This is a genomic window from Plantibacter sp. VKM Ac-2885 (genome assembly GCF_015351205.1).
GTDB lineage: Bacteria > Actinomycetota > Actinomycetes > Actinomycetales > Microbacteriaceae > Plantibacter > Plantibacter auratus.
The window spans coordinates 1,074,711-1,093,694 of the sequence record NZ_JADKSK010000002.1; the positions used below are offsets into that span (position 1 = coordinate 1,074,711).

Annotated in this window: 16 protein-coding genes; 11 read left to right on the forward strand and 5 right to left on the reverse strand. The window is 71.9% G+C overall.

Annotated features, from left to right (window positions below):
* The 7 genes from ITJ66_RS17525 to ITJ66_RS17555 all read left to right on the forward strand — a co-directional run bounded on the left by ITJ66_RS17525 (position 1) and on the right by ITJ66_RS17555 (position 8,312).
* Entirely contained in the window at positions 1-768 is a 768-nt protein-coding gene (locus ITJ66_RS17525; RefSeq protein ID WP_194645461.1) for an SDR family oxidoreductase, read from the forward strand.
* A 55-nt stretch (positions 769-823) separates the two neighbouring features.
* Positions 824-1,879, forward strand: coding sequence for a DUF4432 family protein (locus ITJ66_RS17530; protein ID WP_194645462.1), 1,056 nt, complete (start codon positions 824-826; stop codon positions 1,877-1,879).
* Positions 1,880-2,038: 159 nt separating this feature from the next.
* Positions 2,039-3,448 (forward strand): L-fuculokinase, encoded by a 1,410-nt coding sequence (locus ITJ66_RS17535; RefSeq protein WP_370582700.1) that lies wholly within the window; start codon positions 2,039-2,041, stop codon positions 3,446-3,448.
* A gap of 88 nt (positions 3,449-3,536) precedes the next feature.
* Positions 3,537-4,457: a hypothetical protein gene (locus ITJ66_RS17540; protein WP_197479028.1), complete on the forward strand. Its 921-nt coding sequence runs from the start codon at positions 3,537-3,539 to the stop codon at positions 4,455-4,457.
* 87 nt (positions 4,458-4,544) lie between these two features.
* Positions 4,545-5,534, forward strand: coding sequence for a LacI family DNA-binding transcriptional regulator (locus ITJ66_RS17545; protein ID WP_194645463.1), 990 nt, complete (start codon positions 4,545-4,547; stop codon positions 5,532-5,534).
* Positions 5,535-5,608: 74 nt separating this feature from the next.
* Positions 5,609-6,766, forward strand: coding sequence for a CPBP family intramembrane glutamic endopeptidase (locus ITJ66_RS17550; RefSeq protein WP_194645464.1), 1,158 nt, complete (start codon positions 5,609-5,611; stop codon positions 6,764-6,766).
* An 82-nt stretch (positions 6,767-6,848) separates the two neighbouring features.
* Positions 6,849-8,312 (forward strand): LCP family protein, encoded by a 1,464-nt coding sequence (locus ITJ66_RS17555; protein WP_194645465.1) that lies wholly within the window; start codon positions 6,849-6,851, stop codon positions 8,310-8,312.
* Between the two features lie 12 nt (positions 8,313-8,324).
* Here ITJ66_RS17555 and ITJ66_RS17560 read toward each other — a convergent pair whose 3' ends face one another.
* Both ITJ66_RS17560 and ITJ66_RS17565 read right to left on the reverse strand, forming a co-directional pair.
* On the reverse strand, positions 8,325-9,230 hold the full coding sequence (locus tag ITJ66_RS17560) for a LysR family transcriptional regulator (protein WP_194645466.1): 906 nt from the start codon (positions 9,228-9,230) through the stop codon (positions 8,325-8,327).
* Between the two features lie 131 nt (positions 9,231-9,361).
* Positions 9,362-10,225 carry an endo alpha-1,4 polygalactosaminidase gene (locus ITJ66_RS17565; RefSeq protein WP_194645467.1) on the reverse strand — a complete coding sequence of 288 codons (864 nt, stop codon included), beginning with the start codon at positions 10,223-10,225 and terminating at the stop codon, positions 9,362-9,364.
* Between the two features lie 61 nt (positions 10,226-10,286).
* On the opposite strand from ITJ66_RS17565, the gene ITJ66_RS17570 reads away from it, so the two are divergent.
* The 3 genes from ITJ66_RS17570 (at position 10,287) to ITJ66_RS17580 (ending at position 13,505) form a co-directional block, all read left to right on the forward strand.
* The gene (locus ITJ66_RS17570) at positions 10,287-10,481 is read left to right on the forward strand and encodes a hypothetical protein (RefSeq protein WP_079707354.1); all 195 of its coding nucleotides are present in this window, start codon (positions 10,287-10,289) and stop codon (positions 10,479-10,481) included.
* Positions 10,482-10,580: 99 nt separating this feature from the next.
* Positions 10,581-11,156: an isochorismatase family protein gene (locus tag ITJ66_RS17575; protein WP_370582714.1), complete on the forward strand. Its 576-nt coding sequence runs from the start codon at positions 10,581-10,583 to the stop codon at positions 11,154-11,156.
* Between the two features lie 78 nt (positions 11,157-11,234).
* Entirely contained in the window at positions 11,235-13,505 is a 2,271-nt protein-coding gene (locus tag ITJ66_RS17580) for an efflux RND transporter permease subunit (RefSeq protein WP_194645469.1), read from the forward strand.
* 19 nt (positions 13,506-13,524) lie between these two features.
* On the opposite strand, the gene ITJ66_RS17585 is transcribed toward ITJ66_RS17580, so the two are convergent.
* Together ITJ66_RS17585 and ITJ66_RS17590 are read right to left on the reverse strand one after the other, a co-directional pair.
* Positions 13,525-14,319 (reverse strand): alpha/beta fold hydrolase, encoded by a 795-nt coding sequence (locus ITJ66_RS17585; protein ID WP_370582701.1) that lies wholly within the window; start codon positions 14,317-14,319, stop codon positions 13,525-13,527.
* 34 nt (positions 14,320-14,353) lie between these two features.
* The gene (locus ITJ66_RS17590) at positions 14,354-16,078 is read right to left on the reverse strand and encodes a thiamine pyrophosphate-binding protein (RefSeq protein WP_194645470.1); all 1,725 of its coding nucleotides are present in this window, start codon (positions 16,076-16,078) and stop codon (positions 14,354-14,356) included.
* 223 nt (positions 16,079-16,301) lie between these two features.
* On the opposite strand from ITJ66_RS17590, the gene ITJ66_RS17595 reads away from it, so the two are divergent.
* Positions 16,302-17,489 carry a DUF4192 family protein gene (locus tag ITJ66_RS17595; protein ID WP_194645471.1) on the forward strand — a complete coding sequence of 396 codons (1,188 nt, stop codon included), beginning with the start codon at positions 16,302-16,304 and terminating at the stop codon, positions 17,487-17,489.
* On the opposite strand, the gene ITJ66_RS17600 is transcribed toward ITJ66_RS17595, so the two are convergent.
* Positions 17,474-18,931 (reverse strand): helix-turn-helix transcriptional regulator, encoded by a 1,458-nt coding sequence (locus ITJ66_RS17600; protein ID WP_064294809.1) that lies wholly within the window; start codon positions 18,929-18,931, stop codon positions 17,474-17,476. The genes ITJ66_RS17595 and ITJ66_RS17600 overlap by 16 nt on opposite strands.
* Positions 18,932-18,984 lie beyond the last annotated feature (53 nt).

Sequence of the window (18,984 nt, forward strand, 5' to 3'; positions counted from 1 at the left end):
ATGTTCTCTGACCTCCACGGCCGCACGGCCGTCATCACCGGCGGGGCCCGCGGGCTCGGCTACTCGATCGCCACGGCGCTCGCCGCGCAGGGCGTCCATGTGGCGCTGCTCGACCTGCTGCCGACCGTCCACGAGTCGGCCGAGCGGCTGGCTTCCGAGTACGGCGTCCGCACCTCGGCGCACCCGGTCGACGTCACCGACGCCACCGCCGTCGAGGCCGCCTTCGCCGCTGCCGAGGCCGCGCTCGGCGCGCCGTCGCTGCTCGTGACCGCGGCGGGCATCACCATCTGGGGCGACAGCGTCGACGTGCCGGCGGACACCTGGCGGAAGGTGCTCGCCGTGAACCTCGACGGCACCTTCTTCGCCGCGCAGTCCTTCGCCCGTCGAGCCATCGCCGCGGGCCGGCCCGCCTCGGCCGTCTTCATCTCGTCGATGTCGGCGTTCATCGTGAACCAGCCGCAGTTCCAGGCCTCCTACAACGCCTCGAAGGCGGCGGTCAGCCACCTCGCGTCGTCACTCGCGGTCGAGTGGGCACCCTCCGGCGTCCGGGTCAACGCGATCGCCCCCGGGTACTTCCTCTCCGACATGACCCGCGAGTTCACCGAGGCGAACCCCGACCTCGCCGCCGAGTGGACCGCGGACATCCCGGCGGGCCGGATGGGGCAGCCGGAGGACCTCCACGGGCTCGTCCTGCTGCTCGCTTCCGACGCCTCCTCGTACCTCACGGGCCAGAGCCTCGTCATCGACGGCGGCTACACCGCCCTCTGAGCCGGCCCCACCCGCCGAACCGTTCGACCCGACCACACCGACCCGAGGACCCGCCATGACGACGACGCCGCCCGAACAGACGCCCGACGACCAGGCCGACCGCGACGCCGTGTGGGGCGCCCGGCGTCGACGCTTCGTCGAAGCCCGATCCGGTGCCGTCGAGCGTGCGTGGGCTCCGCGTGCCGTCCGCGTCGACGACGGGCCGTCGACGGGCCGGCGCCAGATCGAACTGCGCCACCTCGGCGGACTCGAGGTCACGGTCGAGGTCGACCAGTTCCTCGACCTCGGCGAGGCCTCCTGGAACGGCGAGGTCGTGTCCTTCGTCGCGCCGACGACCGCTCCGCAGGCCGAGAGCTGGGCCCGTCGCTGGCAGGGCGGTCTGCTGACGACCTGCGGGCTCACCGCCGTCGGTGTGGCCGCGGAGGCGGACGGCGGGATGCACGGTCGGGCGCATCGCATCCCGGCGACCCTCACCCGCCGCGAGGGGCGATGGACCGCGGCGGGCCGGTACGAGCTCCTCGTCGACGGCCTGCTCCGCGAGGGCGCCGTCTTCCAACAGAACCTCACGGTGACCCGCAGCATCCGAGCCGAGGTCGGCGTCGCGCGGATCCGTCTGCACGACGTCGTCCGGAACGAGGGGTTCGTCGCCGAGCCGGTGCGCCTGCTCTACCACGTGAACCTCGGCTGGCCGGTGCTGCACGGCGGCGCCGTCGTGGCGGCCGAGGCCGACGTCCCCGGCGAGGCGGGGTCCGAACGCCCGGACGCCGGTGGCTGGCGGCGGGTGATCGGCGAGCCCGAACCGGCTGCCGACGAGCAGGTCGACGCCCTCGACGCGGTCGCCGGGCCCGACGGCTGGTCCATCGCGACCCTGTCGGGCGAGGCCGGCACGGTCACGGTCCGGTTCCGGCCGGAGCAGTTGCCGTTCCTCACGGTGTGGCGGAGCACGGCCGCGGGGTCGTACGCCCTCGGCATCGAACCCGGCACCTGTTGGCCGAGTCACGCCGCCGGTCCGGATCGCGGGAAGGCCGGCCGGATCGTGGAGCCCGGGGAGTCGTTCGAGGTCGATCTCGAGATCGTCTTCGAGCCCGCGGCCGACGACTTCGGCGACTGAGCCCACCGGCCTCCGTCACCATCCGGTTCCCGGTTTCCGAAGAATTCACGCTGGGGTATGTCATCGATGACATGAACGAGGTATGCTCGCCATGACATCGATGACATGGAGTCATCGTCGGAAGCCGACACGGACGTCGGAACCTGAACGGACACCGCCGTGCACCCTGCTGCGAACCTCGACTCGACCGCCGTCACCTCCGTGGCCTCGGATCGACTCGTCGCCGGCCTCGACCTCGGCAGCACCGGCGTCAAGATCCTCGTGACCGACGCCGACGGCGCCGAGGTCCTCATCCACCAGCTGCCCACCCCGTGGCTCGCCGGTCCTGGCGGCACGACCGTGATGGAGGCGGCGTCCCTCATCGCCACCGTCCGGGAGCTCCTCGACCACGTCGGTGCGGAACTCGTCGACCGGTTCGGGCCGGCCGCGCGGGTCCGGGCCCTCGCCGTCTCCGGCATGGGGGAGTCCGGGATCGTCCTCGACGCCGTCGGCCGGCCCGTCGCGCCCGCCATCGCCTGGTTCGATCCGCGCGGCGCCGAACAGCTCGCAGCCCTCCCGGCCGAGATCGCCGAGCAGTTCGCCGGTCGGACCGGCCTGCCGCTCGGCGTGCAGGTCTCGGTCATCAAGCTCCTCCACCTCCGTGACGCCGGACTCGACCTCGCCGGAACGCGCTGGCTCAACCTGCCGGAGTACCTCGTCTCGGCCCTCGGCGGCGAGGAGGCAGCCGAGTACTCGCTCTCGTCGCGCACCGGCCTGCTCGACCAGGACACCGGTGAGCCGTGGCCCGAACTGCTCGACCACCTCGGCGTCGACGCGTCGTTCCTCCCGCCGTTCACCGACGCCGGTGCCCCGCTCGGCGCTGCGAGCAGCCCGTGGGTGCCGCCGGTCTTCTCTGGTGCGGCCCTGACCGTCGCCGGCCACGACCACCTCGTGTCGGCCGTCTCCACCGGCTCGTTCCCCGCCGAGCGGTACCACGTGTCGATGGGCACGGCCGAGGTCCTGCTGCGACGCCTGGACGAACCACTCCCGTTCGCCGCCCGGGAGCGGCTCGCCGAGGTGTTCATCAACTGCGTCCGTCACGTCGTGCCGGGCACCTGGGTGCTCGTCGCCGGGGTCAAGACCGGTCTGCTCATGCGTCGCACCCTCCAGCTCGTCGGGGTGACCGACCGCGCAGGGCGCGACCGCCTGGACGACGAGGTCATGGCGCTTCCGGCGGGCGGGCTGCTCGGCGACGGTGACATCTCGGTCGCGGGCGCCCGGAACGATGACGGCGTCCTCAAGCTCACGGTCCGTGCCGACGGCGCGGGACCGGCCGAGATCTTCGAAGCGGTGCTCCGGCACGGCAACGACGAACTCGCCGTGCTCATCGCGGCGATGGACCGCGAGGTCGCCCCGGCCACCTCGGCGCTGCTCACCGGCGGCTGGGCCAGCATGCGGTCCATGCAACGCGCCCGAGCGGCCGTCCTGCCCGGCGTGCAGGTGTCGCACCGGTCCCAGGACACGGCATACGGCGCAGCCGTCTTCGCCGGGGCCCTCCTCGAACCAGCCACCTCCCGATCACATCCCTGACCGACCGACCACCCGACGACCCAGACCGATCCTCCCCGGCGCGACCGCTGCCGGGATCAGACCCCATCCGAAGCACAAGGAGCACCTCATGAACGCAGTAGCCACCAGGACCAACGAGCTGACGACGCTCGAACGCCGCGCCATGGCCACGATCAGCACCCCGGGCGGCGGCATGCTCATCGTCGCCGGCGACCAGCGCAACGGCATGAAGGCCGTCATGACCGACGCCCCGAACGGCGCGGCCGGCATCAGCCGTGACGAACTCGCCGAGGCCAAGAGCGACCTCGTCCGGTTCCTCGGCAACCACGCACCGGCCATCCTCCTCGACCCGGAGGTCGCCCTCCCGCTCGTCGTCGACGAGCGCACCCTCTCCCGCACGACCGGTCTCGTCGTCGGCATGGACTCCTCGGGCTTCGACACCGAGAACGGTCTGCGCCGGACGAAGTACGTCCCCGGCATGGACGCCCGCCGGGTTCGCGAACTCGGTGGCGACGCCGCCAAGATGCTCTTCTACCTGCGCTCCGACCAGCGCGAGGCCGAGCAGGTCGTCATCGACGAGATCGCCCGCCTCGTGGAGGAGTGCACCGCCGAGGGCGTGCTGCTCATCGTCGAGATCCTCGTCTACCAGCTCGACGGCGAGAGCGACGAGGCCTACGCCGAGATCTTCCCCGAGCTCGTGCGCGGCGCCGCGGAGATCTCCGTCGCCGCCGGTTCCAAGGTGCTGAAGCTCCAATACCCGGGCTCCGCCGAGGCCGCCGCAGCCGTGACCGAGGCCGCCGCCGGTGTGCCGTGGGCCGTGCTGTCCGCCGGCGTCGACCACGAGACCTTCGTCGGCCAGGTCCGCACCGCGGTCGAGAACGGTGCCGGCGGCGCGATGGCCGGTCGTTCGCTGTGGAAGGATAGCCTTTCGATCTCGTCGGCGAAGCGTGAGGAACTGCTCACGAACCGAGCATTGCCTCGCCTCCGTGAGCTCGAGCAGGTCATCGAGACCGCGCTCGCCGGTCGCTGACGGATCGCGGGCGGCGTCCTCGGTCGCCGCCCGCGAACCAGCCCGATCCGACCACGCCACACAGGTGGAACCACCCGAGGAGCAGCCATGGCCACGATGCAGGACGTGGCGTCCCTCGCCGGGGTGAGCTCGAAGACGGTCTCCCGCGTGTTCAACGACGACCCGCACGTGCTCCCGGAGACGCGGTCGCGGGTCGAATCGGCCATGCGGGAACTGAACTACGTCCCGAACGTCCTGGCGCGCACCTTCCGTGCCGGGCGGTCCTCCTCCGTGGGCGTCGCGGTCCCGGACGTCGTCGACCCCTTCTTCGCCGCGGTCGTCCGCGCCGTCGAGGAGGTCTGCTCGGTCTCGGGCATCACCACCCTCGTCACGAGCATCGGCGACGACCCGGCGCGCGAGCGTGCCGTGCTCGACTCCCTGCTCCGCTCACAGCTCATGGGGCTCGTCCTTGCGCCCGTCGCGGAGGACCAGTCGTGGCTCGCGCCGTGGGCCGAGCACACACCCATCGTGTTCGTCGACCGCGCCCCTGGTGGGCTCGACGCCGACAGCTTCGTCGAGGACGACCACCGCGGTGCCTACCTCGCGACGAGGCACCTGCTCGAGCACGGGCACACCCGGGTCGCCTTCGTCGCCGACTCGGCACACCCGCCGAGCACCCGTCGCCGGCTCGAAGGCTACCGTTCGGCGCTCGCCGAGAGCGGGATCGACCTCGACGACGCCCTCGTCAGCCTCGACGCGACGGACCGCGAACCGGCCGCCGCCGTGGTCGACGGTCTCCTCGGCCTCGTCTCCCCGCCGACGGCACTGTTCTCGGCGAACGCGCGTGTGACGATGGCGCTCGTCCCCGCGCTGCGCTCACGGGGGATCGCCTCGCTGGGCTTCGGTGACTTCCCGATGGCCGACCAGCTCGATCCGGCGGTCAGCGTCATCGAACAGGACCCGGCACGACTGGGTCGCTTGGCCGCCACCCGGGCGCTCGCCCGTTTCGGTGACGCGGACGGCGAGCACGAGCGCAGCACCGTCGTCCCCGTCGGTCTCCTCCTGCGGGAGTCCTGCGGCTGCCGCCTCATCGCGTGATCCCCCGGGCGGCGGATGCGCCCCGCGCCGTCGCTCCGTAGCGTGGGAAGCTGTTCGCGACCACGGGGGATGACATGCAGCGACCGGACGACACACCGACCGAGGGCGGCTGGGCGCCGATCGGACAGCCCGCGCCAGGGCCGATCCGGACGCCGGTCGCCGACGGATCGCCGGCACCTGGACCGGCCGCGGGCCCGGTGATCGGTGCCGCCGGGCGGGCCGTACTCGCCCAGCAGCCGGAGTCCGCGGCGGATCGCCAGCGTCGGCGGAACCGTGAGCTGGCCCCGATCCTGCCGACCAGGGTCCCGTGGGTCGCCGTGACGGTCTTCACCGTGCTCGCCGTCGGCCTCGCCTGGCTCATCGCCGCACCGCTGTGGCTGTCGGGTGAGGGACTCGCGAACCCCTGGTTCCAGCTCATCGCCCTCGGCATGATGTACACCCCGACCATCGCCGCGCTCGTCGTGGTGCTGTTCGTCGCCCGCCCGAGGAGCATCCCGCGGCTGCTCGGACTCGCGCCGCTGCGTCCCCTCGGCCGGACCCTCGGGCTCTGCGCGGCGGCGCTCGTCGGATTCCCCGTCCTCGCGTTCTGCTCCATGCTGCTCGGGCAGGCCATGGGGCTCATCGAGCTCGACCTCGTCGGCCTGTCCGGTCTCGCCGCCATCATGACCGCCTCGGGCGCCGGCGAGCTCGGGCGGGACGACCTCACCACGGTCGCCCTGGTCCAGCTCCTCACCCTGCCCCTCGGCGTCCTGGTGGCATCGCTGTCCGCGTTCGGGGAGGAACTCGGCTGGCGCGGCTGGTTGCTGCCGAACCTCCTGCCGCTCGGCACCTGGCCCGCCCTCCTGCTGTCCGGGGCGATCTGGGGTGTGTGGCACGCTCCGCTCATCCTCCTCGGCTACAACTACCAGCGGACCGACGTCCTCGGCCTGCTCCTGATGGTGGGCTGGTGCATGCTGCTCGGCGTCCTCATCGGCTGGTTGCGGCTCCGCTCCGCCTCGGTCTGGCCGGCGGTGATCGCCCACGGCGCGGTGAACGCCGCCGTCGGGGCGCTGCTGCTGTTCGCCAGCCCGACGTCGATGCAGGACACCGGCAGTGTGTTCGGCACCCTCCTCGGCTGGCCGGGCTGGATCCTCCTCGCAGCGACGACGCTCATCCTGGTCGTCACCGGCCAGTTCGGCAATCGTGCGGTGCCCGGACTGCGTGGCTCGGAGGTCGCCTCGCCCGTGAGCTGATCCTCCGACGCATGCGCGCCGCGTATGAGTCGCACCGGGCAGGCTGCTTGTCCGCCGCTTCGACGCTTGGTGCACTGGGACGATGCGCAGACCCGATCTCCCCGATCTCCCCGAGGCGTCCGTCCGCCCACGTGCCGCCCACGCTCGCCGTCACGGCGGTGCGGTGAGCGCACGGGTCCGCCGCCGGCGCCTCATCGTCGGCATCGCAGGCGGCCTCGTGCTCGCGCTCCTCGGGGGTGTCGGTGCGCTCGCGCTGCGACTGCAGGGCAACCTCAGCTCCGAGGCCATCGCCGCCCCGACCGGACGTTCGACCGAGCCCGCGCAGCCGGGCGCACCGGACCCGGCGATCAACGTCCTCCTCCTCGGCTCCGACAGTCGTGACCTCGCGGTCGGCGACTACGGCGAGGACACCGGCACCAAGCGCAGCGACGCGATGGTGCTCGTGCACGTCTCCGAGGGCAACACCCGGATCGACGCGATGCAGATCCCACGTGACACGCTGACCGACCTGTCGATGTGCACGGACACCGGGCGGGGGACGCCCGACGACTACGGGATGGTGAACGCGGCGTTGAACTCGGGGGCCGCCTGTTCGGTCGCCGCGGTGCAGGCGATGACCGGTGTGCCGATCGACCACTTCGTCGAGCTCGACTTCAGCGGCTTCCAGGCGATCGTCAACGGCATGGACGGGCTGGCGGTGTGTCTGCCGTCGGACATGGAGGACCCCTATTCGAACCTCGCGCTGCCCGCCGGAGCGCAGGTCATCGACGGGACGCAGGCGCTCGCGCTCGCCCGCACCCGGCACGCGGTGGGTGACGGCAGCGACATCTCGCGCCTCGGCAACCAGCAGATGGTGATGTCCGCGATCGTGCAGCGGGCGCTGAGTGCCGAGGTGCTCACCCGGCCGGACCGCCTCGTCCGCTTCCTGGACGCGGTCACCTCCTCGCTCACCGTCGACACCGCGCTCGGCGACCTCGCGAGCCTGACCTCGCTCGCCCACCGGGTCTCGCAGGTGCCGGCGTCGGCCATCACCTTCCTGACGATGCCGTGGACCGAGGCGCCGTCGGACGCCAACCGGGTCGTCCCGAGTGATGACGCCGCGATCGTCTTCTCGAGCCTCGCCACCGATGTCCCGGTGCCGATCGCGGGAACCGCTGACGCGTCCCCCGCCGAGCCGGTCGCCCCGGTCGAACCGGTGCGGGTCGTGGCGGTCAGCGTCCTCAACGGCTCGCAGACGAACGGGGTCGCGACGGCGACGGCCGACCGACTGACCGCCCTCGGTTACACCGTCGCGTCGATCGGCGACGCGGAGACGGACACCCCGGTCACGGTCCTGCTCGCGCGCGACTCGGACGCGGCTCGGGCGACGGCCGCCTCCCTCGCCCAGGAGTTGGGGATCACGATTGTCGTGAGCGGCGAACCGGGGCCGGACGACGAGGACGTCGTGCTCGTCATCGGCGACGACTTCGCCTCACTGACCCCGCCTGCCGCGCCCGCGCCCGTCGAGGTCGAGTCCCGCAACGCCGCCGCGGACCTCTGCGGCTGACGCGGGGCGTCGTCAGTCCCCGGGTGGGACCCGCTCCGCCAAGCGGAGGAAGGCACTCACGGCGGGTGTCCCGACGCTGTCGTGGCGCACGAGCAGGCCGATGCTCCTCGTGACCGGTGTCGGGAACCGGCGGACCCGGGCGCCGTTCGCCGCAGCCCAGTCGGCGAGCCGCTCGGGGACCACGGTCAGTCCGACGCCGGCGGTCGCGAACCGGGTGAGCGCGTCGCGCTGGGTGGTCACGATGACCCGCGGTGGCTGCACGCCGAAGCGGGCGTAGGCCTCGTCGGTCACGGCGCGCATCGACGTCCCGCGCGGAAGGGTCACCAGGGTGTGAGCAGCCAGCTCGTCGCCGGTGATGGTCGGCGGCGTGTGCTCGGCCTCGCGCTCGGCGACGGTCCTGAGGCCGGGGAGGACGATCGCGAACCGCTGTTCCTCCAGGAGCCGCACCTCGACACCGTGGCCGGCGGTGGCCACATCGGCCACGCCGAGGTCGATGCGCCCGAGGTCGATGGCGTCGAGCAGTTCGGCGGAGTCGACGGCGCCCGTGACCTCGATGCGGACGTCGGGGTGCGCGGCGTGGAACCGGGCGACGAGTTCCGGGACGTGGGTCGCGACGAGCGAGGGGAGTGCGCCGATGCGGAGCGTGCCGGCGGTGAGCGCCTGCTGGGCGTCGGCGAGTGCGCGGAGCCCGTTCGCCTCCTGGAGCATCCGCCTCGCCGGGCCGAGCACGGACCGTCCGGCGTCGGTGACCTGCATGCGCCGACCGACGCGGGTGAAGAGCGCGAGCCCGAGGTCCGTCTCGCAGCGTTGGATGCGTCTCGTGAGCGAGGGCTGCGAGATCCGGAGGACGTCGGCCGCTGCGGCGTACGAGCCGTAGTCGACGACCGCGACGACCGCTTCCAATTGCTCCAGGTTCATGCGTCGTGGGTCCGGATCATGCCTCCACGCTACCGACACCTGCTGGACATGCCTGGGCGCCGGGGGTCCGCCCCGCAGCAGGACGCTTCGCCTTGGAACCTCCTGCCCCGGAGCGGATCTCCTGCCGGTGCCTACCGAGCGCAGGCGTCGAAGACGTGGGCGGGGTCGTCGGCCGTCCGGAGGTCGCGGTCGCGCAGGATCGTTGAGAAGGGGACCTGCGGATCGGCGCACACCTCGTCGAAGGTGCCGCGCAGGTCGTCGGTGTACTCGATGTCCAGCACGGCGCCTCCGTACACCTCGGTGTAGGTGGCGCACTCGTCGAAGCGGTGGCACTCCTCCGCGACGGCGAAGTCGAACCCGACGTCGTCCCGACCTCGCGTGCCGAGCTCGGCGGCGTTCTTCTGCCCGATGAGGAGACCCGCGTCGTGGGCGAGGTCGGCGTACCGGGTGGCGAGGGCGATCGCGTCCTCAACGGTGAGTCGACCGTCGGACCGGGTGTACGAGTCGAGGTTGTCGATCTCGACGGCGTCGAAGCCGGCCTCCGCGCAGCGGGTGATGCTCGCGCCGACCCGCTCGGCGATCCGTGCGCGACGGTCGTCGGTGGAGAGGTCGAAGATGAGTTCGTCGGGCCAGTTCTCGTCGATGACCGGTTCACCGGCGTCGTCGGTGAGGACGAGGTCCGGCTCGGCGAGCCAGGCCTCGCGATCGGCCGGCTGGCTCTGGAACCCGTTGACGTAGCAGATCGAGTACCGGTCGAGGTCGGGGGAGTCGGTGCTGTCGCGGGCGACGCCGCCCACGCCGGCCGCCGGCTCGTAGCCGCCACCCAGCTGGTAGTCGAAGACGACGTCCGTAGGGAACCCGCCCGCTGAGTGGGTCGGTCCGGTGTCGGAGCTCGCACCGCTCGGGAAGGTGGAGCAGCCGGCGGCGGTGACCGCGAGCAGGAGGGCGGCGCCCGTCGCGGTGAGCAGGGGCGCGCGACGGGGGAGACGGGTCATGTCTCCACCCTAGGTCGCGGTCCCGTCCCCGCGCCGCCGCTCAGCCGGTACCGTTGGGGGCATGAAGTATCTGGTGTTGTTCTCCGCGGGTGCCGCGCTCATCGTGCTCGGGGTCGTCTTCGCGCTGCTCCTCGAGCTGCCTGTCGGGTTCCGGATCGCCGGGCTCGTCGCCATGCTCCTCGGCACCGTCGTCATGGGTGTGAACATCGGTCTCCAGTTCTTCGACCGCCGCAAGGAGCGCGCACGTCGGCTCTGAACCACGACGGCGCAACCACCTGACCCGGTCGGTTCCCCGGCGTTACCCTCGATGGAACCCACCTCCACCGAGGCGGGACGACGACAACCCGGAGGCATCGTGGCGCGCGCGCTCTTCATCATCGACGTACAGAACGACTTCACCGAGGGCGGTGCGCTCGGCGTGGACGGCGGCGAGGCCGTCGCCGCGGGGGTCACGCAACTGTTGGCCGAGCACGGGGACGAGTACGCGCACGTGTTCGCCTCACGCGACTGGCACGACGCCGAGGGCGACAACGACGGTCACTTCGCGACGGGCGAGCCCGACTACGTGACGAACTGGCCGGTGCACTGCGTCGCGGGGAGTGCAGGCGCCGAGTACCACCACGCGCTCGACACCAAGAGCGTCGACACCCACATCCGCAAGGGTCAGGGTGCCCACGGATACTCGATCTTCGAGGGCGTGACGCCCGAGGGGCTGAGCCTCGACGAGGTCCTCACGGATGCCGGCATCACGGAGGTCGACGTCGTGGGTCTCGCGACCGACTACTGCGTCCGCCGGAGTGCGCTCGACGCCATCGAGCACGGCCTGCAGGTCCGCGTCCTCGCAGGTCTCGTCGCGCCCGTCGACCGGGCCGCCGGGGATGCGGCGCTCGCCGAGATCACCGAAGCCGGGGGAGTCGTCGTCCCCGCCTGAACTCCGTCCCCGGCCGCCCGTCGCAGATAGTAAGCTAGCTGCATATTATTTCGAGCAGGGCGAGAACGGGGCGCGCGCATGACGCACGGACGACACGGCGGAACGCAGACGGACGCGGACACCCGGACGCAGCAGCGGGATCGGACGGGTGCGCCGCGGTGGCTGCGGGTCGTGCTCCCCGCGGTCCTCATCCTCCTCTGGCTCACGGCCGCCGGCGTCGGCGGTCCGTACTTCGGGAAGGTGAGCGAGGTCGCGACCAACGACCAGACGAGCTTCCTCCCCGCGAGCGCGGACGCGACCGAGGTGCAGACGGCACTCGACGGATTCCGGGAGGGTGACGACATCCCGGCCCTCGTGCTGTTCGTCCGCGACGGCGGGATCACCGAGGAGGACCGGGCGGCGATCGACGACGAGCTCTCAGCCCTGTCCTCCACCGAGGGCGTCGCCGACGGCGTCTCACCGGCCATCCCCTCCGAGGACGGCGACGCGGTCGAGGTCTTCGTCCCGATCAGCGGCGACGCGGAGGTCGGCGACGTCGTCGAGGCCCTCCGTGCGCAGCTCGCCGAAGCTGCCCCGGCCGGCCTCGACGTCTTCGTCACCGGCCCGGCAGGGGTCACCGCCGACCTCACCGACGCCTTCGCCGGCATCGACGGCATCCTCCTCCTGACCGCGCTCGGCGCCGTCTTCCTCATCCTCATCGTCGTGTACCGCTCGCCGGTCCTCCCGTTCCTCGTGCTCGGCACCTCGCTGTTCGCCCTCTGCACCGCACTCCTCACCGTGTGGTGGCTCGCGAAGGCCGGTGTCGTCCTGCTGAACGGCCAGGTCCAGGGCATCCTCTTCATCCTCGTGATCGGTGCGGCGACCGACTACTCGCTGCTCTACGTCTCGCGGTACCGGGAGGCCCTCCGCGACCACGAGCGGCGGTGGGACGCGACGTGGGCGGCGCTCCGTGGATCGTTCGAGCCGATCGTCGCGTCGGGCGGCACCGTCATCGCCGGACTGCTCTGCCTGCTGCTCAGCGACCTGAACTCGAACAAGGCGCTCGGGCCGGTCGCCTCGATCGGGATCGTCTTCTCGGTCCTCGCGGCGCTCACCTTCCTGCCCGCGCTCCTGCTGGCCTGCGGTCGCACCTCGTTCTGGCCGCTGCGCCCGAAGTACGGGAGCGAGCACCGTGTGCGCGCCTCGTCGACCGACGACACCGCCGTGCCGACCACCGGTCTGTGGGGTGGGATCGCCCGCCTCATCTCCCGCCACGCCCGCGTCGTCTGGATCGGGAGCACCCTGCTCCTCCTGGTCGCGAGCCTCGGGGTCTTCCAGCTCAAGGCGGACGGCGTCGCTCAGAGCGACCTCATCCTCGGCACGTCCGAGGCCCGTGACGGCCAGGCGGCTCTCGGTGAGCACTTCCCGGCCGGCTCGGCGAGCCCCGTGTACGTCCTCACGCAGGAGGGCGATGCCGCGCAGGTCATCGGCATCCTCGAGGAGGCCGACGGTCTCGACAGCGTCCAGGCGCTGTCGAGCGACTCCGCGACCGGCACCGCGGACGCGACGGTGAGCGACGGGGAGGCGGTGTTCACGGCCCCCGCCGCGGGACCCCCGGGGACCCCGGTGGCGTCCGCCGAACCGACGGTCGACGACGGCCGCATCCTGCTCCAGGCGACGCTCGATGCGGCACCGGACTCGACGACGGCGGAAGAGAGCGTGCGACAACTGCGCTCGACCCTCGACGCCGAGGTCGGCACCCACGCGCCGGTCGGCGGCGTCACGGCGACCGCCATCGACTCGAACGACGCGTCCATCCACGACCGGAACCTCATCATCCCCGTGGTGCTCGCCGTCATCCTCCTCATCCTCATGCTGCTGCTCCGCTCGGTGCTCGCCCCGGTCCTGCTGATCCTCAGCGTGGTGGTGTCCTTCGGGGCGGCTCTCGGGGTGTCCGCGCTCGTGTTCAACCACGTGCTCGGGTTCCCGGGCGCGGACCCGAGTGTGCCGCTCTACGGCTTCGTCTTCCTCGTGGCGCTCGGAATCGACTACAACATCTTCCTCATGACGAGGGTCCGCGAGGAGTCGCTGCGGGTCGGAACGAGGGCCGGCGTGCTGCGGGGGCTGGCGATCACGGGTGGCGTGATCACCTCGGCCGGACTCGTGCTCGCGGCCACGTTCGCGGCGCTGGGCGTCATTCCGATCCTGTTCCTCGCGCAGATCGCGTTCATCGTGGCGTTCGGGGTCCTCCTCGACACGATCATCGTCCGGACGCTGCTCGTCCCCGCCCTCAGCCACGACATCGGGAGCGCCATCTGGTGGCCGTCGAAGCTCGCGAAGGGTCGGGTCGAGCACCGGCACACGGCCTGACCGAGGCGGACGCGACCGGCTACCCCTGCTCGGCGAGGAACGCCAGCACGGCGTCCTTGAACGCCCGCGACGAGACCGCGTTGAAGTGCTCGCGGCCGGGCAGCCCCACGTAGCGGGCACCGGCGGCTTCGGCGAGCCGCCGACTCCCGGCGGCGACCGCGTCGTCGTCTCCGGTCACGAGCAGCATCGGCAGCGGCGGCACCTCGGCCGTGCTCGGCTGTGGCCCTCCGCGCAGGCCTTCCACCAGGGCAATGAGGGCCTCCACGTCGTTGCCCGGGACGCCCTCGGCCATCGTCACGTACGTGTCTGTGAGGGCGTGCGTGATCGTCGTCCCGGTCCTCACATGGTGACGGGCCGCCTCCAGGTCGAAGTCGCGGAGCGAGTCGCCCTCGGGGAGACCGCCGAGGCTGAGGGAGCGCACGCGGTCGGGGTGCCGGACGCCCAACCGCCAGCCCACCCGGGAGCCCAGCGAGTACCCGAGATAGTGCGGCTCGTCGACGCCGTAGCCGTCGAGGACGGACAGGACGTCGTCGACGAGGATGTCGAGTCGGTATGCGGCGGGATCCGTCGGTTTGTCGGAGGCTCCGTGACCGCGTTGGTCGAGGGTCAGCAGGCGGTACCCGGCGCGCGTCAGCGTGCGTGTCCACCCGGCGAGGTCCCAGTTGAGTCCGGCGCTCGAGGCGAAGCCGTGCACCGCGACGATCGTTCCGAGGTCGCCTGTGCCCGGAGCCGGTTCGTGGAGGTACGTCGCGATCCGGATGCCGTCCGTCGACATGACGTAGGTGGGTGCGGTCGGGGCAGGCTGAGGAAGCACCCGTCAACGATACCCGCGGTGGCGCCGCGCAGGCTCAGTCGACGGCCACCGGCCGTGGTCCCTGCTGCATCATCTCGGAGAGGTACGGGGCGACGACGCTCGTGGAGATGCGGCAGTCGAGCAGGAGGACGCCCTGCGCTCCGGCGTGGACCCAGTCGGTGAGTCCGTCGAGGTCCGCGAGCGTGTCGATCGTCACGCCCTGGCCACCCAACGCCCGCGCGAGGGCGGCGAAGTCGACCTCGTCGATGAGCATCGGGGTCTGGTCGAGTCCACGCGAGCCGTACTGGTGGACCTCGGCTCCGTAGGCGGCGTCGTTGAAGACCACGATCACGCCGCTCGGCACCGTGCGGATGACGGTGTCGAGGTCGGGGAGCGCCATGAGGCCGCCGCCGTCGCCGGTGCACAGGACGGTGGTGCCCGTGTGCCCGGCCGCCGCGGCACCGACGGCGCTCGGGAACCCGAGTCCGATCGACTGGTACGCCGTCCCGACCATGACGAGGCGGTCGGGGGAGGGGATGTCGAAGTACATCGGCGCCCAACCGATGAAGTGGCCGCCGTCCTGGACGACCGTGCGGTCGGCCGGGAGTAGCTCGTCCAGTCGGTGCGCGAGGCTGCGCGGGTCGAGGCGCCCGTCGGCGCACAGCCCGTCGTCGGACGAGCCGTCACCCAGGTCGCGGTCGAGGTGCGGGGCTGGACGGGTGGTACCGGCCGACCCGATCCATCCGGACCCCGCGCCGTCGGGGAGCCGTTCCAGGAGACCTGCGGCTGCGAGGGCCGCGTCACCGTGGATGAGCTCGTCGACCCTGGCGTTCGTCGGGGCGTCGGCGAGGTCGACCTGGATGACGTGCGCATCGGGGGAGAAGGCCTCGCCGAATCGCATCGTGAACTGGTTGAGGCCTGCGCCGACGACGAGCACGACGTCCGCTTCGGCGATGCGCCTCGCGGCGTGCTCCGTCGCGAACCCGCCGGCCACCCCGAGATCACGGGGGCTGGAACCGAAGAGCCCGCGTCCGAGCGCCGTGGTCGCGGTGTGGGCGTCGAGCCGGTCGGCGAGCTCGCCGAGGACGGGTCCGGCGTCGGCCAGCCAGGCTCCACGCCCCGCGAGGATGAGCGGACGGTGTGCGCTGCGCAGAGCTGCGGCGGCGGTGTCCAGGCGCCGCGCGACGGGCTCCACGCGGGACGGCCGGACGAGCGCCGGGTGGTGTGGTGTCCCGTCCGCCCGCAGCGGCTCGTCGGACGCCACGGCGGCGAGGTCGTAGGGGATCGCGAGCACGACCGCGGTCCGGCGGTGGACGGCGTGCTCGATGGCACGGAGCGTGGTCGCGGTGGCGTCGTCACGACCGACGGTGAAGGTCGGTGCACCGAGCCCGGCGGCGATCTGGAACTGGTCGACGTCCCAGGGGCGGGCCCCGGTGGTCGGGGCGTCACCGACGACGAGGACCAGCGGGATCTGAGCCATCACCGCCTCCGCGAGCGGCGTCAGGGTGTTGGTGAATCCGGCGCCGTAGGTCGCGGTGGCGGCAGCGAGGCCGCCGCCCGCGCGGGCGTAGGCGTCGGCTGCGGCGACACCGCCGGCCTCGTGCCGCATGGCGGTGAAGCGGGTCGTCGTCGCGGCGAGGGCGTCGAGGAGGTGCGCGTTGCCGTTGCCCATGACTCCGAACACCTCGGAGACATGGCGGCTGAGTGCCTGTGCCACCCGGGCGGAGACGGTGGAGGAGCGGATCGACGTGGGAACGGTCGACGAAGCGTGTTCGGACATGGGAGACCTTCGAGAACGTGGACGGATGGGATTCCGTGTGTGTCTCGCCGGTGCTGGCCGCGCTATCGCCCTTTTTTCGAGCAACGACCCCCGTGTTGTGGAGTCTGACGAGCACACTCTACTCCGCAGCGACCGCGCTGCACAGTGCGGCAGCGACAGCATCCGCTCCACATCCGTGACGCCTGCCGGACACTCGGACCCGGGTTCGACGGAGGCTGGCTCCATGAACCACATCGTGCAGGCCAACGCGGCCGAAGACCTCCTCGCCCTCATCCCCGGACTCGTCGGAAGCACTCCGAGATCGAGTCTCGTCGTCGTCCTGTTCGCGGGCCGTTACAGCCGCGGCGCACTCCAGGTGCACCTGCCGGCCGGAACGGACGTCGACCGGCAGGTGGCGGACGCCGCCGCGGAGCGCGCCCTCGGGTTCGCCTGCCGGGCTCCGGGTGTCGACGCCATCGTGCCCGTGGTCTACACGGACGACGCGTTCGGAGCCGGGGCGGAGCCGCCGGGCGGGACGATCGCCGACGCCGTCCTGGAGCTGGCGAGCGCGCAGGGGTTCACGGTCAAAGACGCCCTCTGCTCGGCCGCCGACGGATGGGGCTCCTACCTCGACCCCGGACTCCCCGCCGGAGGGCGTCCGCCGGCGATCGTGGCCTCGGCGGCGGTCCCGCCGGTCCCACCGCTCCCCTGGGAGCTCGTCACGACCGAGGTCCCGTCGGTGGACGTGGCGACGTTCGCAGCCGTCGACCTCGAGTACCGGGTGCTCTGCGCTCGACTGGCCTCCATGCTCGACGCGGCCGCCGATCGCGCCCGCACGACCTGGCGGATCGACGTCGGAGACGCCGTGGAACGACTCGACGGCCTTCCTGCGGTCTTCGAGGACGCGCTCGCCCGCGGCGTCGAGGGGATGACCGCCCGGGAAGTGGCCTTCCTGTTGCTGAGCCTGTCACGCCCGTGGGCGAGCGATCTCGCACTCATGCAGTGGGCGTTCGGGCGCGAGCTGGGTGAGGAACTCGACGACGCCGAACGCGCGTACGGGCATCTGCCGGTCGGTACGGACGACCCGGAGGTGTTCCACCGGGTCGCCCACCTGCTGGTCGGCGACGGACCGCATCCCGATATCCAGCGCATCCGGGCGGCGAGCAGCCTGCTCCTCGGCGTCGCGGCGCGAGCGTCGGAGTCGGCACGCGTCGCGCCGCTCGCCATGCTCGCCTGGCTGTCGTGGGCGCTCGGCCAGAGCACGCGCGCGACCGCCTTCCTCGCAGAGCTGGTCGACGAGGAGCTGGACCACCCGCTGGCGGCGACCGTCGGGTCGCTGATCCGCCAGGGGCACCTCCCGGCCTGGGCGTTCTGCAGCGCCCCGGGAACACGCGTCGGCGTAGCCGCGCCGAGCGATCAGCCCGCCGCGTGACGCTCGAGGAAGTCGTAGACCTCGGAGTCGTCGACGCCCGGGAAGGTGCCGCTCGGCAGTGGGGAGAGGATGTGGGTGTGCAACCGGGCGCTCGGCCAAGCCTGCTCCCGCCACTTGTCGGCGAGGTCCGACGGTGGTCGACGGCAGCAGGTCGGGTCCGGGCAGGTGGAGACCGCACGCGTCGTGGTCTCCCGTCCGCGGAACCACTTCGCCTCGCCCCAGGGCACGCCGACCGAGATCGAGAACTCGCCGGCCTCGGTCGTGCCGGTCTGCGTCGCGCACCAGAAGGTACCGGCCGGGGTGTCGGTGTACTGGTAGAGCTCCGTGGTGCGGTTCGTCCGCGCGAAGGCGTTCCGCGCGCTCCACTTCCGGCACACGATCTGGCCCTCCACCGCGCCCGTCACGTCGACGGGCAGCGGCAGCGCATCGTTCTCATAGGCCTTCGAGATCGCCCCGTCCTCGGAGACCCGCAGGAAGTGCAGGCGCATGTCGAGTCGGGCGGTCGCCAGGTTGGTCAGGCGCAGCGCCGCGGCCTCATGGGTGACCCCGAAGGCGTCGCGGAAGTCCTCGACGGCCAGGTTGCGGTCGCGCTTGGCCTGCTGCAGGAACGAGACCGCGGCCGTCTGCGGCATGAGCGCCGCCGCCGCGAAGTAGTTGATCTCGAGCCGTTGCCGGAGGAACTCCGCGTAGCTCGTCGGGCGCTGGTGCCCGAGCAGGCGGTGCGCCATCGCTTGCAGGGCCATGGACCGCAGGCCGTGCCCGCCGGGGATCGACGCCGGTGGCAGGTAGATGCGCCCGTTCTCGAGATCGGTGACGCTGCGGGCGGAGTGCGGCAGGTCGTTGACATAGATGAGGTCGAAGCCGAGCTGTTCCGCCATGATGCTCACCGTGCGGTGGGTGAGCGCGCCGGTGCTGTGCCCGGCGCGCAGCACACGCGACTCCGCGAGTTCCTCGATCTCGGGCAGGTGGTTGTCGCGCTCCCGCATCCACTCCCGCAACTCGGTGTTGGCACGCCGTGCCTCCTCCGGGGTCGCGATCGCCTCGCTCGCGTGCCGCTGCAGTTCGCGGTGCAGGCCCACGAGTGCGCGGAGGGCCTCGTCCGGGATGCCCTTCGACGGCTTGACGATCGGCAGGGTCAACTCGCCGTAGAGCGCACTGCGCTGGAGGCGGTCCAGCTCGATCTCCAGCGCTGCGCGGGGGTTCGGTGCCTCCTTCGACAGGAGGTCGGTCAGGTCGACCCCGAGCGCGGTCGTCAGCTCCTGCAGGACCGACAGCTTCGGCTCGCGCTTCCCGTTCTCGATGAGGGAGAGCTGGCTCGCCGCCAGCCCGACCCGTTCGCCGAGGTCGTCGAGGGTGAGGCCTCGCCGGGTCCGGAAGTGCCGGATCCGATGGCCGAGCGTGAGGAGTTCGGCGGCGGCGGTCGATGCGGGAGTCGGCGTCATTCCTTCACCGTATCGAAAGAACCGCGATTCTTGAAGAGAGAATGCGTGTGAAG

What these genes read in the sequence shown, in the direction of transcription:
- ITJ66_RS17550 (WP_194645464.1), top strand. Translation starts at nt 5,609, where the DNA reads ATGCAGCGACCGGACGACACACCGACCGAGGGCGGCTGGGCGCCGATC.
- ITJ66_RS17530 (WP_194645462.1), top strand. Translation starts at nt 824, where the DNA reads ATGACGACGACGCCGCCCGAACAGACGCCCGACGACCAGGCCGACCGC.
- ITJ66_RS17525 (WP_194645461.1), top strand. Translation starts at nt 1, where the DNA reads ATGTTCTCTGACCTCCACGGCCGCACGGCCGTCATCACCGGCGGGGCC.
- ITJ66_RS17545 (WP_194645463.1), top strand. Translation starts at nt 4,545, where the DNA reads ATGGCCACGATGCAGGACGTGGCGTCCCTCGCCGGGGTGAGCTCGAAG.
- ITJ66_RS17560 (WP_194645466.1), bottom strand. Translation starts at nt 9,230, where the DNA reads ATGAACCTGGAGCAATTGGAAGCGGTCGTCGCGGTCGTCGACTACGGC.
- ITJ66_RS17590 (WP_194645470.1), bottom strand. Translation starts at nt 16,078, where the DNA reads ATGTCCGAACACGCTTCGTCGACCGTTCCCACGTCGATCCGCTCCTCC.
- ITJ66_RS17555 (WP_194645465.1), top strand. Translation starts at nt 6,849, where the DNA reads ATGCGCAGACCCGATCTCCCCGATCTCCCCGAGGCGTCCGTCCGCCCA.
- ITJ66_RS17580 (WP_194645469.1), top strand. Translation starts at nt 11,235, where the DNA reads ATGACGCACGGACGACACGGCGGAACGCAGACGGACGCGGACACCCGG.
- ITJ66_RS17600 (WP_064294809.1), bottom strand. Translation starts at nt 18,931, where the DNA reads ATGACGCCGACTCCCGCATCGACCGCCGCCGCCGAACTCCTCACGCTC.
- ITJ66_RS17595 (WP_194645471.1), top strand. Translation starts at nt 16,302, where the DNA reads ATGAACCACATCGTGCAGGCCAACGCGGCCGAAGACCTCCTCGCCCTC.
- ITJ66_RS17570 (WP_079707354.1), top strand. Translation starts at nt 10,287, where the DNA reads ATGAAGTATCTGGTGTTGTTCTCCGCGGGTGCCGCGCTCATCGTGCTC.
- ITJ66_RS17565 (WP_194645467.1), bottom strand. Translation starts at nt 10,225, where the DNA reads ATGACCCGTCTCCCCCGTCGCGCGCCCCTGCTCACCGCGACGGGCGCC.
- ITJ66_RS17540 (WP_197479028.1), top strand. Translation starts at nt 3,537, where the DNA reads ATGAACGCAGTAGCCACCAGGACCAACGAGCTGACGACGCTCGAACGC.